Raw genomic sequence first — 14,386 nt, forward strand, 5'->3', positions numbered from 1 at the left:
TAATTCTTGGCAAAGAAGGTGTGCCCGGTCGCCGCAGGCAAGATCCGCACCCTACATTTGATGCAGCTCAACGCGAGCCCTGCCCGCCGTGAAAAGCTGCGTCGATCGAATGATGTCCATCGGAGGCGCCCCCATGTACAAAGATATTCTCGTCCACATCCCGACCGAGCGGCCGATGCGCGCGGTGGTCGATGGCTCCATCTCGCTTGCGGCCACCCTCAACGCCCATGTCGATGCGGTCGCGATCGGCTATGTCGCCAGCAGCACGGCCTATGTGATGGAAGGCGGCGCGGCGGTGGCGGCCGTGTTCGAGATGGAACGCGAGCGTGCGGTGGAGCGGGCCGAGGCGGCGCTCGCAGTGTTCAAGAGCGAAGCGGCGCACGCCGATCTATCCTGTACCTGTCACGCGCTCGGCGAGATTCCGGTGGATGCGGCCGCGTCCCTCGGCGACATGGCCCGGCTGCACGACCTCAGCGTCGTGCTTCAGCCGGATCCCGAACAGGTTTCGTTCGACAACGACGTGCCCCGCGAGATTCTGTTTCAGGCGGGCGGACCGGTCCTGTTCCTGCCCTATACGTTCCGGGGCGCCTTCAAGGCGAGCCGGATCGGCATCTGCTGGGACGGCAGCCGCGTCGCGGCGCGTGCGGTGCGCGATGCAGCGACTTTTTTGGCGCGCGCCGAGGATATCGTGATCATTTCGATCAACGAGTCCGACACCGCTCCCGGCGACGCTTCGGCAAACAATCTGGCCAAACATCTCGGACGCCGCGGCCTGTCGACCCGCACGGTGAGCCTGTCGGCCTCGCGCGCCGATATTCAGCCGACCATCCTGTCGCTGGCGGCCGACGAGAATCTGGACGTGCTGGTGATGGGCGGCTACGGCCACTCCCGACTGCAGGAGCGCTTTCTCGGCGGCGTCACCCGGGCGATGCTGGAAGCGATGACGATCCCCACGCTGATGTCGCACTAGCGAAGGGTCAAAGGGCACATCTCACGCCGCAGCGGGAGTTTCCCAAACCGTGGCTGCGGCCGCGTCCTCTTCGGGTTGTGCATTGCACGCGTCGAAATGGGCTTTCAGCGCCAGCTCGGCGAGATGCTCGAAATGCTCCGCTTGGCCGAGGAGCTGCCAGTTCTGCAGCGGCCGATAGGCCGCCTGCTGACGACAGAGGGACGCCAGCGCGCGGTAGCGACGTACGTTCTCCATGAGACCTCCCTCGCATTCACCGGGCTTATTGCCCTGATTTGCGTCAGGCCGATGGCGGTTGTGCAAAACATTTTTGCGCCCACGCCCGGCTTAACTCAGGTTAACTTTGAAAAATAGGCAGACGCGGAATAGTTCCTGTTGGCAGTCGGCCGTGGAATAATGAATTTCTAGGCGTAGCGACGGCGTTCGACGTTGATGCCAATCAAACTGGAATAATGCTCAATCGGTTCTGGCCCACCAATCAGATAGCCCTGCATCTCCTCGCAAGCCTCGCCTTCCAGGAAGGCGCGCTGCGCCTCTGTCTCCACCCCTTCCGCAACCACGGGAATCTGCAGGGCATGTGCAAGGCCCAGGACCGCGCGGACGATCTCGGTCGATTGCGGCATTGCCCCGAGGTTCAGGATGAAGCTGCGGTCGATCTTAATCTTATCAAACGGGAACGACTGGAGATAGGACAGCGATGAGTACCCGGTGCCAAAATCGTCCATCGCGATGCGGATGCCAAGCGCCTTCAGCCGCCGCAGCAGATTGAGCGCGCGGGTGAAATCGCCGATCAACACGCCCTCGGTGATTTCGACTTCGAGCCGCGCTGGTGCAAGCCCGGTCTCCAGCAGGATCTCGTGGACGGAGCGTTCGAGGTCGCCGGTCTGGAACTGGACCGGCGACAGATTGACCGCGACCTGCAAGGGCCGCGGCCAGGACGCCGCCTCGCGGCAAGCCTCACGCAGCACCCACTCGCCGATCTCGACGATCAGCCCGTTCTCCTCGGCAAGCGGGATGAACTGGTCGGGCGGCACAAAGCCCCGCAGCGGGTGGTTCCAGCGCACCAGGGCCTCGAAGCCGGTGATGTCTCCCTCCATTGCGAGGGCGTTAATCCCCGTCTCGGGTACGTTGGTTATTCCGGCCTGGAAAAGCCGACCCGTTTGCGCGGCATTCTCCGTGAAAAGCCGGAGCAAAGTGGCGCGCCTTGATACAAGTCGAACCGCACCATCATCGCCACGCATCTCTTCCGTAATCTACCGGATGAGCGCATGTTCTTTGGCACGCATCGGCTGCGCGGAACTATCCTGCAATTTCGAAACCCTGCCTGCCTCCGCAGCAAGGCGAATGGCCGCGATGTTGCCGGCATAATCGGCGCTGCTCTTGCCGCGAAACACGGCGGACCCTGCCACCAGCGCGTCGGCGCCGGCAGCCGCAGCCGCGGCAGCGTTGTCGCGCGTGACGCCCCCATCCACCTCGAGGCGGATCGGCCGCTCGCCGATCATGGTTCGGATCCGAGCGATCTTCTCGAGCTGCGATTCGAGAAATGACTGGCCGCCAAAGCCCGGATTGACCGTCATCACCAGCACGAGGTCGAGGCGGTCGAGCACATATTCGATCGCGCTCTCGGGCGTTGCCGGGCACAGGCTGACGCCGGCCTTCATGCCCAGCGCGCGGATCGCCTGCAGCGAACGATCGAGATGCGGGCCGGCTTCGGCATGTATTGTAACGACATCGGCCCCGGCCTTCTCAAACGCTTCGAGGTAGGGATCGACAGGCGCGATCATCAGATGCACGTCGAAGACCTTCTTCGTCAGCGGACGAAGCGCCTTGATGACATCGGCCCCGAAGCTGATGTTCGGCACGAAATGCCCGTCCATCACATCGCAATGAATCCAGTCGGCGCCGGCCGCATCGATTGCCGTGACCTCCTCGCCGAGACGTGCGAAATCCGCAGCGAGGATCGAGGGAGCAATGATGATCTCGTTGGTCATGACTTGACGCTCCGCGCGTCAGCACCGCCGCTGAAGACGCGGCTCGCCAGGACGTCGGCGGGATCGATCGTCTCGAGGTCAGCGACGTCGAGCATGCGGTCGAGATCGGACACCAGTCGATCGGCCTGCCGCAGGCGGATGCGATCGACAGCATTGCGGATCGAGCGCGCATTCGAGAAGAACGGCTGTGTCCGGCGCAGCGCGATGTATCGCTCGAACGCATCGCGTGCCGCGGCCGAGAAGCGGTAGCCGCGCTCCTTCAGCATCAACTCGGCAATCACCAGCAGCTCGGCTTCAGCATAGTCAGGGAATTCGATGTGATGGGCGATGCGCGAGCGGAATCCGGGGTTGGAAGCGAAGAAGCTGGTCATCCGCTCGCCGTAGCCGGCGAGGATCACGACGAGGTCCTCACGCTGGTTCTCCATCACCTGGAGCAGGATCTCGATCGCCTCCTGGCCGTAGTCGCGCTCGTTGTCGGGACGGTGCAGGTAATAGGCCTCGTCGATGAACAGCACGCCGCCCATCGCTTTCTTCAGAATCTCCTTCGTCTTCGGCGCGGTATGGCCGATATATTGCCCGACGAGATCGTCGCGCGTCACCGAGATCACCTGCCCGCGCCGCACGAAACCGAGGCCGTGCAGAATCTTGGCCATTCGCAATGCCACGGTGGTCTTGCCGGTGCCGGGATTGCCGGTGAACGACATGTGCAGCGTCGGCGGCGCGGATGCCAGGCCGGCCCGCTGCCGGATGCGTTCAATCAGGAGCAGCGAGGCGATCTGGCGCACGCGGTTCTTGACCGGCTTGAGCCCGATCAATTCCCGCTCTAGCTGTTGCAGCGTGTCGGTAATCCCGGCGGCCTCGGCCTCCTTGCGGAGATCGAAGCTGGTCTCGTTGCTTTCAGCGGTGGTCGCGTGGGGAACGTCGAGCATGGCTAGCCTCGAAGAAAAGAGCTTCGCCGCGGGGGGAGCGGCGAAGCAGTGGTCCGCCAAGGAAACGGAGCAGGGAGCGCTCCGTGCGGAAAGGAATGGCTATTGCGAGGCGTGAGTGGCCACCTTGCGTACGGTGCTGTACCGGATCGCGCGACCGCCGACCTCCTGCCGCACCAGTTCGAACTCGGCCTCCTGCTTCGGTCGATTGACCAGGAAGGAGATCCGCACCGATTCCCAGCCATGGCTGGCATCGAAGCCGCTGATGCGGATGTATCGATCGCCATAAACCCTGCGGCACTCGCCGAGCTCCATCATCACGCCTGCGGCGTCCTGCAGATCGAACATCGGCAAGCCCCACATCTCCCAATAGGTGTTGCGGGGATGCGGATCATCGGTGAATTCGATGTTCACCGCCCAGCCATTGGCGAGGCAATACTGCACCTGCTTGGTGATCTGGTCGTCGGTCAGGTCAGGCAGGAACGAGAAGCAGCCCTGGGTCAGTTTCATGTTGAATCTCCTCAGACGGTTTCCAGCGCCGTCGGCACGAAGTCCGGCGTGTCGGTGGACTGGTAGTTGAAGGTGACGTCCTTCCAGACCTCGAGCGCGGCTTTCAGCGGTGTGCAGGTCTGTGCGGCCTTGGCCAAAATCTCCGGGCCTTCGTGGACGTAGTCGCGGCCCTCGTTGCGAGCGAGGATCATCGCTTCCAGCGCCACGCGGTTGGCGATCGCGCCCGCCGCGATCCCCATGGGATGTCCGATGGTGCCGCCACCGAATTGCAGCACGACGTCCTCGCCGAGGAGATCGATCAGCTGGTGCATCTGACCGGCATGGATGCCGCCGGACGCCACCGGCATCATCTTGTTGAGGCTCGCCCAGTGCTGGTCGAAGAACAGGCCGTGTTCGAGCTTGGTCGGATTGAAGTCCTCGCGGCAGACATCGTAATAGCCGCGCGTGGTGTTAGGGTCGCCTTCGAGCTTGCCGACCACCGTGCCGGCATGGATGTGGTCGACACCCGCGAGCCGCATCCATTTGGCTATGACGCGGAACGACACGCCGTGGCTCTTCTGCCGCGTATAGGTCGAGTGCCCGGCGCGGTGCAGATGCAGGATCATGTCGTTGCGCCGCGCCCATTTGGCCATCGACTGGATCGCGGTGTAGCCGATCACGAGATCGATCATGACGATGCAGGAGCCGAGCTCTTTCGCAAATTCGGCGCGCTCGTACATGTCCTCCATCGTGCCCGCGGTCACGTTCAGGTAGGTGCCCTTCACCTCGCCGGAGGCCGCCTGCGCCCGATTCACCGCCTCCATGCAATAGAGGAAGCGGTCACGCCAGTGCATGAAGGGTTGGGAGTTGATGTTCTCGTCGTCCTTGGTGAAATCGAGCCCACCCTTCAGCGCCTCATAGACCACGCGGCCGTAGTTGCGTCCCGAGAGGCCAAGCTTCGGCTTTACGGTGGCGCCGAGCAGCGGCCGCCCGAACTTGTCGAGCCGCTCGCGCTCGACCACGATACCAGTTGCCGGCCCCTGGAACGTCTTCACGTAGGCGACCGGGAAGCGCATGTCCTCCAGCCGCAATGCCTTGAGCGGCTTGAAGCCGAACACGTTGCCGATGATCGACGCCGACAGGTTCGCGACCGAGCCAGGCTCGAACAGATCGAGGTCGTAGGCGATGTAGGCGAAATAGGAGCCGGGCGAGCCCGGTACCGGATCGACGCGATAGCATTTCGCGCGATATTTCTCTGCCGCCGTCAGACGATCGGTCCACACCACCGTCCAGGTCGCGGTCGAAGATTCGCCAGCCACGGCCGCCGACGCCTCGATGGGATCGACACCTTCCTGCGGCGTCACACGGAACAGGGCGATGACGTCGGTGTCCTTCGGCGTGTAGTCGGGCTCCCAATAGCCCATGCGCTTGTATTCCATCACGCCCGAGCGATAGCGCTCCTTGCCGCGGACCGTTCCAGCATGTGCGTTCATGGCTCTCTCTCCTGCTCTTCTCTCTCTGAATGACTAGGCCGCGACCGGTTCGCGAGCGCCGGTGCGCGGGTCGAGCTCGCCGGTACGGTAGCGCCGCGCCATCTCGCTCAACGGGACGACCTTGATCTTGCTGGCGTGCCCCGCGGTGCCGAACTGCTCGAAACGGTCACGGCACAGCTCGCGCATCGCATCCATCGCGGGCTTGAGGAATTTGCGCGGATCGAACTCGTTCCGGCTTTGCGCGGCCACCTTCCGGAACACAGCGGTCATGGCCAGGCGGCAGTCGGTGTCGATGTTGACCTTGCGGACCCCGCTCTTGATGCCGCGGACGATTTCTTCCAGCGGCACGCCCCAGGTCTGCGGCATCTCGCCGCCGAACTGATTGAACATGTCCTGGAGCGACTGCGGCACCGAAGAGGAGCCGTGCATCACCAGATGCGTATTCGGCAGCCGGCGATGAATCTCCTCGACCACCCGCATCGCCAGGATGTCGCCATCGGGCTTGCGGCTGAACTTGTAGGCGCCGTGCGAAGTCCCCATCGCGATCGCGAGCGCGTCGACCTTGGTGGCCCGGACGAAGTCGACGGCCTGATCGGGATCGGTCAAGAGCTGGTCGTGGCTGACCTTGCCCTCGACGCCGTGCCCGTCCTCCTGCTCGCCGCCGCCATGCTCGAGCGAGCCGAGCACGCCGAGTTCGCCCTCGACGGAGGCGCCGACCCAATGGGCGAGATCGACCACGCGGCGCGTGATCGCGACGTTGTAATCGTAATCGGCGGCGGTCTTGGCATCGGCCTTGAGCGAGCCGTCCATCATGACCGAGGTGAAGCCATGGGCGATGGCGGAGGCGCAGGTCGCCTCGTCATTGCCGTGGTCCTGGTGCATGCAGATCGGAATGTCCGGATAGGTCCGCTCCAGCGCATCGATCATGTGCGAGAGCATGAGATCGCCGGCATAACTGCGCGCGCCGCGCGAGGCCTGGATGATGACGGGAGCATCGACTTCGGCCGCTGCCTGCATGATCGCGATGCCCTGCTCCATGTTGTTGATGTTGAACGCCGGCACCGCGTAGCCATGACTGGCGGCGTGGTCGAGCAGCTGGCGAAGGGTGATACGGGCCACGACGAGTCCTCCTGTTATTGCTTGCTGTTATTGCTTGCGAACGCGGGCGATGGCCCGGCGGGCGGCTTCGGCAATGCTTTGCGGCGTGATGCCGAATTCGCGGTAGAGCACCGGAGCCGGCGCCGAGGCGCCGAAGCCGCGCATGCCGACGAATTCGCCGTCCGCGCCGATCCAGCGATGCCAGTCGCCGGCGATGGCGGCCTCGATGCCGACGCGGGGAGCGCTCCCGAGAACCGCGGCGCGATAATCCTCCGGCTGCTCCTCGAACAGCGCGAAGCAAGGCGCGGAGACCACCGCTGCACGAACGTGCTCGGTCGCGAGCAGGCGGGCCGCTTCCAGCGCGATCGAGACTTCCGAGCCGGTTGCCATCAAGGTCACATCGCGGCCGCCGTCCGGAGATACGATGAGGTAGGCGCCGCGCGCGACCCGGTTCTTGCCACGCACATCGCTGCGGAAGGTCGGCAGTGCCTGACGCGACAGGCACAGCACGGAGGGCCGGTCCTTTGCTTCGAGCGCGCAGTCCCAGGCTTCCAGCGTCTCGACCGCATCGGCGGGGCGGAACACCAGCAGGTTCGGAATGACACGGAGCGCCGCAAGGTGCTCGACCGGCTGATGCGTCGGACCGTCCTCTCCGAGACCGATGGAGTCGTGCGTCATCACGTGGATGACGCGCAGCCGCATCAGGGCCGCAAGGCGGATCGCCGGCCGGCTGTAGTCGGAGAAGGCGAGGAAGGTGCCGCCATAGGGAATGAAGCCGCCGTGCAGCGCGAGGCCGTTCATCGCGGCGGCCATGCCGTGCTCGCGGATGCCGTAGTGGATGTAATCGCCGGCGAACGCATGACGCCGGACGGGCGCCTGCGCCTTGGCGTGTGTCAGGTTCGAATGGGTCAGGTCCGCGGAGCCGCCGACAAATCCGGGAATCGTTCCTGCAATGGCGTCGAGCACCTGTTGCGAGGCCTGCCGTGTCGCAAGCTTCGGACGCTCGCTGGCAAAGCGCTCGCGCAATTTCGCCGAGGCCTGGGCATAGGCGTTCGGCAGGGCAACCGACTTGCCCTCGATGAACAGCTCGCGCTGCTCGGGCGAGGCGTTTTCGTAACGATCAAGCCAAGCGAGACGCGCGACCTGTCCGCGCTGGCCGATCATCCGCCACGCCTTTGCGACGGTGACAGGCACGACGAAGGGCTGATAGTCCCAGCCCAGCGCCCGCCGCGCCGCCGCGGCCTGCTCCGCGCCGAGCGGCGCACCATGCGCCTTCTCGGTGCCTTGCCGGTCCGGCGCGCCATAGCCGATGATGGTGCGGCAGGCGATCAGCGACGGTTTTGCGGTTTCGCGCTCTTCTGCGATCGCTTGCGCGACAGCTTCGGAATCATGTCCGTCGACGCGGCGCACCGACCAACCGGACGCGGCGAACCGCGCAAGCTGGTCGTCGGACGTCGCAAGCGAGGTCGGCCCGTCGATGGAGATGCCGTTGTCGTCGAACAGCACGATGAGGCGGCCGAGCCCGAGGTGGCCGGCGAGCGAGATCGCCTCCTGGCTGATCCCTTCCATCAGGCAGCCGTCGCCTGAAATCACATAGGTGAAGTGATCGACGAGACCGTCGCCATGCCGCGCATTGGCCATGCGCTCGGCAAGCGCCATGCCGACGGCCGTCGCGATCCCCTGCCCCAGCGGTCCCGTCGTGGTCTCGACGCCCGGCGTATGGCCGTACTCGGGATGGCCCGGCGTCTTCGAGCCCCATTGCCTGAATGCCTTGATGTCGTCGAGGCTGACGTCACCGCCGGTCAGATGCAGCAGCGCATAGAGCAGCATCGAGCCATGCCCCGCTGACAGCACGAAGCGGTCGCGGTCCGGCCAGTTGGGGTGCGCCGAGTCGAATTTCAGGAAGCGCGAGAACAGCACGGTCGCAACGTCGGCCATACCCATGGGCAGACCTGGATGGCCGGACTGCGACATCTCGATGGCGTCGACCGCGAGGAAGCGGACGGCGTTGGCGAGATCGTTATGCGAGACCGCGGTGAGGTCGGCTTCGGCGTGGACGGAGATGTTCATCGGGTTCTCTCCTTGCTCACTTCAAGCTGCGCTTGCGCTCGATCAACTGCATGATCAGCGGCGTCAGGATCAGTTGCATCGCCAGGTCGAGCTTCGCGCCGGGGCACACGATCGAGTTCGCGCGGGACATCCAGCTTTGCGGCAGCATCGACAGCAGATACGGAAAGTCGATGCCGCGCGGATTCTTGAAGCGGATCACCACCATCGATTCGTCCGGCGTCGGGATCCAGCGTGCGACGAACGGATTTGAGGTATCCACCGTCGGCACGCGCTGGAAGTTGATGTCGGTCTCGGTGAATTGCGGACAGATGTAGTGGATGTAATCAGGCATCCGCCGCAGGATCGTGTCGGTGACCGCCTCGGTCGAATAACCGCGCGCGCTGCGGTCGCGGTGCAGCTTCTGGATCCATTCGAGATTGATGACGGGCACGACGCCGATCTTGAGATCGGCATAGCGCGCGACATTCACTCTATCGGTGACGACGGCGCCGTGAAGGCCTTCGTAGAACAACAGGTCCGAGTTTTCCGGCAGCTGCTTCCATTCGGTGAAGGTGCCGGGCGCGGCGCCATGCAGCGCGGACTCCTCGGCGTCGTGCACATAGTGCCGCGTCGTCGCCGTGCCGGTCTCGCCGTAGTCGCGGAAGGCCCGCTCCAGCTCCTCGAACAGATTGGTCTCGGGGCTGAAATGGCTGAAGTGCTTGTTGCCGCGCTCGGCCTCGTTAGCCATCTGCGCGCGCATCTCGGCGCGGTCATAGCGATGGAAGGCGTCGCCCTCGATGTAGACGGCATTGACCTTCTCGCGAAAGAAGATCTGCTCGAAGGTCTTCTTCACCGAGGTCGTGCCGGCGCCGGAGGAGCCGGTGATGGAGATGATCGGATGCTTCCTGGACATCGGTCACCTCCCTCACAGCCGGAAGAAGCCGCGGCGCGCAAACAGCGGCGCGGAGACGCTGGCGACCAGCAGCGGATCGCAGTGCAGCTCGGCGGCGCGCCGCACCTCGTTGCTCGAGCCCATGATCAGCGGCACGCGCTGGTGCAGGCTCTGCGCCGAGAGGTCGAGGATGCGTTCGCGGCCGGTCGTGGCGGAGCCGCCGGCCTGCTCGATGATCATCGCCATCGGGTGCGCCTCGTAGACCAGGCGCAGACGCCCGTCGCCGTAGCCGGGCCGCGCATCGGAGGGATAGAGGAACACGCCGCCGCGGGTGAGGATGCGATAGGCCTCCGCGACGAGCGAGCCGATCCAGCGCATGTTGAAATTGTGGTTCGCAGGCCCGTCGACGCCGGCGAGGCATTCGTCGATGAAGGCGCGCACGGGCGGGTCCCAGTGCCGGCGGTTCGACGCGTTGATCGCGAACTCCTCGCAAGCTTCGGATATCTGCACGCCGCTGCGCGCGAGGCGGAAACAGCCGGATTTGCGATCGAGCGTGAAGATGTCGACGCCCTCGCCAAGCGTCAGCACCAGCGAGGTCTGCGGACCGTAGGTGACGAACCCTGCCGCGAGCTGCGCCGACCCGCGCTGATGGAAGGCGAGCGCGAGATCATCAGGCGCGGGCAGGATCGAGAAGATCGTGCCGACGGTCATGTTGATGTCGATGTTGGAGGAGCCATCCAGCGGATCGATCGCAATGCAGATCTTCGCCTGGCGATCGCAGATCTGGGGCTCGCGCATTTCCTCTGATGCGAGCGCCGCGATCGGCTGCCTGCCGAGGCAGCGGCGCAGGATCGCATCGGCCTGGACATCGAGGTCGCGCTGGACGTCGCCGTCGCTGTTGCAGCCGGTGGTCAGGCCGGAAGCGTCAGCGAGGTCTCCGCTGGCGATGAGGTCGGCGATCTCGATTGCCGCCGCGGCGATGGCATCAACTGCCGCCGCCACGGCCAGCGCATGCGGCGCCGTCTCGGAATACCGTTGAAGGTGGTCGTCCAGCCTGAGTTGCCCGGTCATCTGCGTCCATCCCCTTTGCCGGCGCCGCATCCATGTCCTCCCCGCTGGAGGTCGGTGCGGTCAGTCTCGGCACGAGGAGATTGACAGGGGCGGCTTAATAAGGAAAATTTCTATTCATAATGAGCGCCAAAGAATTTTCTTATAATGGCTCCGGCCATGCAGCCGCCCAGCTCCGGCATCTGACGATCCGGCAATTGCGCTCGCTTGCGGCGCTCTCGGCCAAGGGCAGCGTCACCGCTGCGTCGACCCAGCTCGGGCTGACCCAGCCGGCGGTGACGCAGCAGCTGCGGCAGCTTCAGGACCTTGCAGGTTTGCCGCTGGTGCAGCGGACCGGCGATGGCATGCTGCTGACGGAGGCAGGTCGGGAAGTTCTGGCGCTCGCCGAACGCGTCGAAGCCGCCATCACCGACTGCCAGGGCGCCCTCGATCTGCTTGCGGGCAGGACCGGCGGCACGGTGCACCTCGGCGCGGTCTCGACCGCGAAATACTTCGTGCCGCATGCCATCGCGGCCTTCTCAAAGCGCTCACCGAAAATCGAGATCAAGCTCACCATCGGCAACCGCGAGGAGATCCGCGAGGCCATGCACGGCTACGAGCTCGATTTTGCCGTGATGGGTCGGCCGCCGGCCGACGTCAGCGTCGACGTCCGCCAGCTCGGGCGCAATCCGCACATCATCGTCGCGCGCAAGGGGCACTGGCTGGAGAAGGATTCAGGCCTCAGCCTGACCGATCTCGTGCACGAGACCTTCCTCACCCGCGAGCCGGGATCGGGCACGCGCACCCTGATGGAGGGCATGTTCCAGAAGTCCGATCTCGAGCCGATCATCGGCATGGAGATGAGCAGCAACGAGACCATCAAGCAGGCGGTGATCGCCGGGCTCGGCATCGCCTTCATCTCGGCCCACACCGTGGCGCACGAGCTCGCCGAAGGCCGCCTCATCGTGCTCGACGTCGCGGGCCTGCCGATCGTCCGGCAATGGTATGTGATCCGCCGCAGCGACAAGGTGCTGCTGCCGCCGGCGCAGGCGATGTTCGATTTTCTGGGCTCAGAGGGCGCGAACTATCTGCCCGAAGTCCCCGATTTCGGCAAGCGATAGCGTCGCCAGCGCTCAGGCCATCAGCTTCATCGCGACGGTGGCCGCCAGGATAAGGATGATCTGGAGCAGACGCTCTGTCGTGAAAATACGGTTGAATGTGGTCATCGCGCGCCCCCGGCCGCCGTAAACGGATTTGGACGAATTGCTAGCACAGGCGGGCAACAGGGCAACTCCGTAGTCGCCCCGGGCCCGCTCTCGACTACGCTCAGGCGGCGAGCACGGCGGCGTGATCCGCGCGGGCCGCGAAATAGGCTTCCAGTTCCGACAGCGCGCGAGCTTCCCACTCGTTGGCCTGCTCCAGCAGCGAGCCGCGCTGGCCTGGACGAAACGCCGCGGTCTGGCGATAGAGCGATGCGATGCCGCGATAGCGGCGCACGTTCTCGAAGATGGCGTGTCCGTTGATCTGGCCGGTCATGTCGAAAACTCCCTCGTATTCCCGCGGGAGAAATTGCGGCCAAATCTTTTTTGAAAAGTTAGCGGCGTGACCCAAGCGCGCGGATGGTTGCCGGACTGTTGCCGCTGCGCAACGAGCGCTCTCGGCGGCACTTTATTGCGAATTCGTTGCCGCGCTCTCGCCCGACGACTTTAATCCGCCACGGCGGTTGATGGTCATGCTCGCACGGCAGAGATCGGCAAGGCCAATCACCAGCACGGCCAGCAGGCAGAACAGGTTGACGGAATCCGCGTTCGCACTCGACAGCGCCGTGAACTCGAAGAAGGGCGGGATGAACGCCCACCACACAAGGGGAATGGTGAGCAGCGCGGCAAACACGGCCGCCGGCACGCCCGCGACAATGCCGAGCACGAACAGGCTGGGCAGGAACGCCGCAAAATAGAGCTTTGCACCGAGCGCGACGCAGACGCCTTGGAGCACAGCCGACGCTGCGACGACGACAAATCCGAACAGAAACGCCTGCCACGACCATGGCCGCAACCGCGGTACGCCAACCAGTCCCGCACGCCTCATAGGGCCTCCCCTGCCGCCGTTAACCAGGCCGCTTGCGACCAAAGTACTACAGCAGCAGGGAATCCGCGAGGCGGAAATCGCATCTTCACCGCGGCCCGATGCGAGGCTGGCAAACGGGGCCACGGCACACAATCGTACCTCTATTCCGTGACCGCGTAGAGCAGGCCGGCGACGGGCAATGCAAGGCCAATGGCCGAGGCCAGCGTCCAGCCGCCTTGCGCGAACGCCCAGGCGCCGAGCGCGGACCCCGCTGCTCCGGCCGCAAAGAACGTTGCCATATAGAGCCCGTTGAGGCGGCTGCGATGTTCGTGTCCGAGCACGAAGATGGCGCGAAAGCCGAGCACCACATTGCCCTGCACGCCGAAATCGATGGCGATCGCGGCCACAACGAGAGCGGCCAGATTGAGCATTGAGCCGGCCGCGCCGACATGCGTCACCAGGAAGCCCAGCGCAACGGACAGCATCGCGGCGAGCGTGGCGATGCGGCTATGGCCGCGATCGGCAAGCCTGCCCGCGATCGGCGCTGCGAACACGCCGGACACGCCGGCGAGCGCGAACAGGGCGATGCCGCGCTGGGTGAAGCCGAATTGGCCTGCGAGCTGGAGCGGCACCACGGTCCAGAACAGGGTGAAGGCGCCGAACAGGCCGGCCTGGTACAGCGCGCGCCGCCTGAGCAGCGGCGTGGTCCGCACCAGATGCGGCATCGACAGCAGCAGCGCGCCGTAATGCATGCGCGCCACAGGCTTGCGCTTCGGCAGCGTGATGCGCAGCACGACCGTGAGCGCGATCATCAACGCCGCCGAGCAGAAGAACACCGCATGCCAGGACAGCGCCGCGGTGACGAAGCTCGACACCGGCCGCGCCAGCATGATGCCGAGCATCAAGCCGGTCGAGACGTTGCCGACGACACGGCCGCGAATGGCTTCCGGCGCGAGGTGGGCGGCATAGGGAATGATGATCTGCACCGCGACCGAGCCGAGACCGATGAACAGGGCCGCGATCAGGAACGGCAGCGCATGGGTCGCGAGCGCGGCCGCGAGCAGCGCTGCCGCGCCAAGCGTGATCACGGTGCAGATCAGCGCGCGGTTCTCGACGAGATCGCCGAGCGGCACGATGAACAGCAGCCCGGTGCCGTAGCCGATCTGCGTCATGGTCACGATCAGGCCCGCGGCCGCATGGGACCGGCCGAGCGCGCCGCTGATCGGAGCGATCAGCGGCTGGGCATAATAGATATTGGCGGCGACCATGCCACAGGCCGCGGCAAGCACGAAAGTCAGTCGTTGCGACACCGCACCCGCCTGCGGTGCGGTCTCGATCGTGGCATTCATCGTCATCTACAACTCTCC

At 64.8% G+C, this 14,386-nt stretch carries 14 protein-coding genes and 1 pseudogene; 2 read left to right on the forward strand and 13 right to left on the reverse strand.

The genetic code is table 11. The annotated features are described in order from the left end of the window. Positions 1-133: 133 nt before the first annotated feature. Positions 134-970 (forward strand): universal stress protein, encoded by an 837-nt coding sequence (locus X265_RS27985; RefSeq protein ID WP_128967755.1) that lies wholly within the window; start codon positions 134-136, stop codon positions 968-970. Between the two features lie 21 nt (positions 971-991). Here X265_RS27985 and X265_RS27990 read toward each other — a convergent pair whose 3' ends face one another. The 10 genes and pseudogenes from X265_RS27990 to X265_RS28035 all read right to left on the reverse strand — a co-directional run bounded on the left by X265_RS27990 (position 992) and on the right by X265_RS28035 (position 10,976). After that, positions 992-1,204, reverse strand: a complete 213-nt coding sequence (locus tag X265_RS27990) for a hypothetical protein (RefSeq protein ID WP_128967756.1) — start codon at positions 1,202-1,204, stop codon at positions 992-994. Between the two features lie 167 nt (positions 1,205-1,371). Further along, positions 1,372-2,064, reverse strand: a pseudogene (locus X265_RS27995) (putative bifunctional diguanylate cyclase/phosphodiesterase); the annotation flags it as partial. A gap of 156 nt (positions 2,065-2,220) precedes the next feature. Then, positions 2,221-2,958: a ribulose-phosphate 3-epimerase gene (rpe, locus tag X265_RS28000; RefSeq protein ID WP_128967757.1), complete on the reverse strand. Its 738-nt coding sequence runs from the start codon at positions 2,956-2,958 to the stop codon at positions 2,221-2,223. Beyond that, the gene (gene cbbX / locus X265_RS28005; protein WP_128967758.1) at positions 2,955-3,887 is read right to left on the reverse strand and encodes a CbbX protein; all 933 of its coding nucleotides are present in this window, start codon (positions 3,885-3,887) and stop codon (positions 2,955-2,957) included. Before cbbX ends, rpe begins: the two co-directional genes overlap by 4 nt. A gap of 99 nt (positions 3,888-3,986) precedes the next feature. Then, positions 3,987-4,394, reverse strand: coding sequence for a ribulose bisphosphate carboxylase small subunit (locus X265_RS28010; protein WP_128967759.1), 408 nt, complete (start codon positions 4,392-4,394; stop codon positions 3,987-3,989). An 11-nt stretch (positions 4,395-4,405) separates the two neighbouring features. Beyond that, complete coding sequence (locus X265_RS28015) at positions 4,406-5,866, reverse strand: form I ribulose bisphosphate carboxylase large subunit (protein ID WP_128967760.1); 1,461 nt, start codon at positions 5,864-5,866, stop codon at positions 4,406-4,408. Between the two features lie 33 nt (positions 5,867-5,899). Further along, entirely contained in the window at positions 5,900-6,985 is a 1,086-nt protein-coding gene (gene fba, locus X265_RS28020; RefSeq protein ID WP_128967761.1) for a class II fructose-bisphosphate aldolase, read from the reverse strand. Between the two features lie 27 nt (positions 6,986-7,012). Then, entirely contained in the window at positions 7,013-9,034 is a 2,022-nt protein-coding gene (gene tkt / locus X265_RS28025) for a transketolase (protein ID WP_128967762.1), read from the reverse strand. A 16-nt stretch (positions 9,035-9,050) separates the two neighbouring features. Further along, on the reverse strand, positions 9,051-9,926 hold the full coding sequence (locus tag X265_RS28030) for a phosphoribulokinase (RefSeq protein WP_128967763.1): 876 nt from the start codon (positions 9,924-9,926) through the stop codon (positions 9,051-9,053). Positions 9,927-9,938: 12 nt separating this feature from the next. Continuing rightward, on the reverse strand, positions 9,939-10,976 hold the full coding sequence (locus X265_RS28035; protein WP_128967764.1) for a class 1 fructose-bisphosphatase: 1,038 nt from the start codon (positions 10,974-10,976) through the stop codon (positions 9,939-9,941). A 119-nt stretch (positions 10,977-11,095) separates the two neighbouring features. Here X265_RS28035 and X265_RS28040 point away from each other — a divergent pair, with 119 nt between their 5' ends. Then, complete coding sequence (locus X265_RS28040) at positions 11,096-12,073, forward strand: LysR family transcriptional regulator (protein WP_128967765.1); 978 nt, start codon at positions 11,096-11,098, stop codon at positions 12,071-12,073. A gap of 205 nt (positions 12,074-12,278) precedes the next feature. On the opposite strand, the gene X265_RS28045 is transcribed toward X265_RS28040, so the two are convergent. From X265_RS28045 to X265_RS28055, 3 genes are all read right to left on the reverse strand, one after another. Continuing rightward, positions 12,279-12,488 carry a hypothetical protein gene (locus tag X265_RS28045; protein WP_128967766.1) on the reverse strand — a complete coding sequence of 70 codons (210 nt, stop codon included), beginning with the start codon at positions 12,486-12,488 and terminating at the stop codon, positions 12,279-12,281. 132 nt (positions 12,489-12,620) lie between these two features. After that, positions 12,621-13,040 carry a DUF4118 domain-containing protein gene (locus X265_RS28050; RefSeq protein WP_128967767.1) on the reverse strand — a complete coding sequence of 140 codons (420 nt, stop codon included), beginning with the start codon at positions 13,038-13,040 and terminating at the stop codon, positions 12,621-12,623. 140 nt (positions 13,041-13,180) lie between these two features. Further along, on the reverse strand, positions 13,181-14,374 hold the full coding sequence (locus X265_RS28055) for an MFS transporter (RefSeq protein ID WP_128967768.1): 1,194 nt from the start codon (positions 14,372-14,374) through the stop codon (positions 13,181-13,183). Positions 14,375-14,386 lie beyond the last annotated feature (12 nt).

It is taken from the genome of Bradyrhizobium guangdongense, from assembly GCF_004114975.1.
Lineage (GTDB): Bacteria > Pseudomonadota > Alphaproteobacteria > Rhizobiales > Xanthobacteraceae > Bradyrhizobium > Bradyrhizobium guangdongense.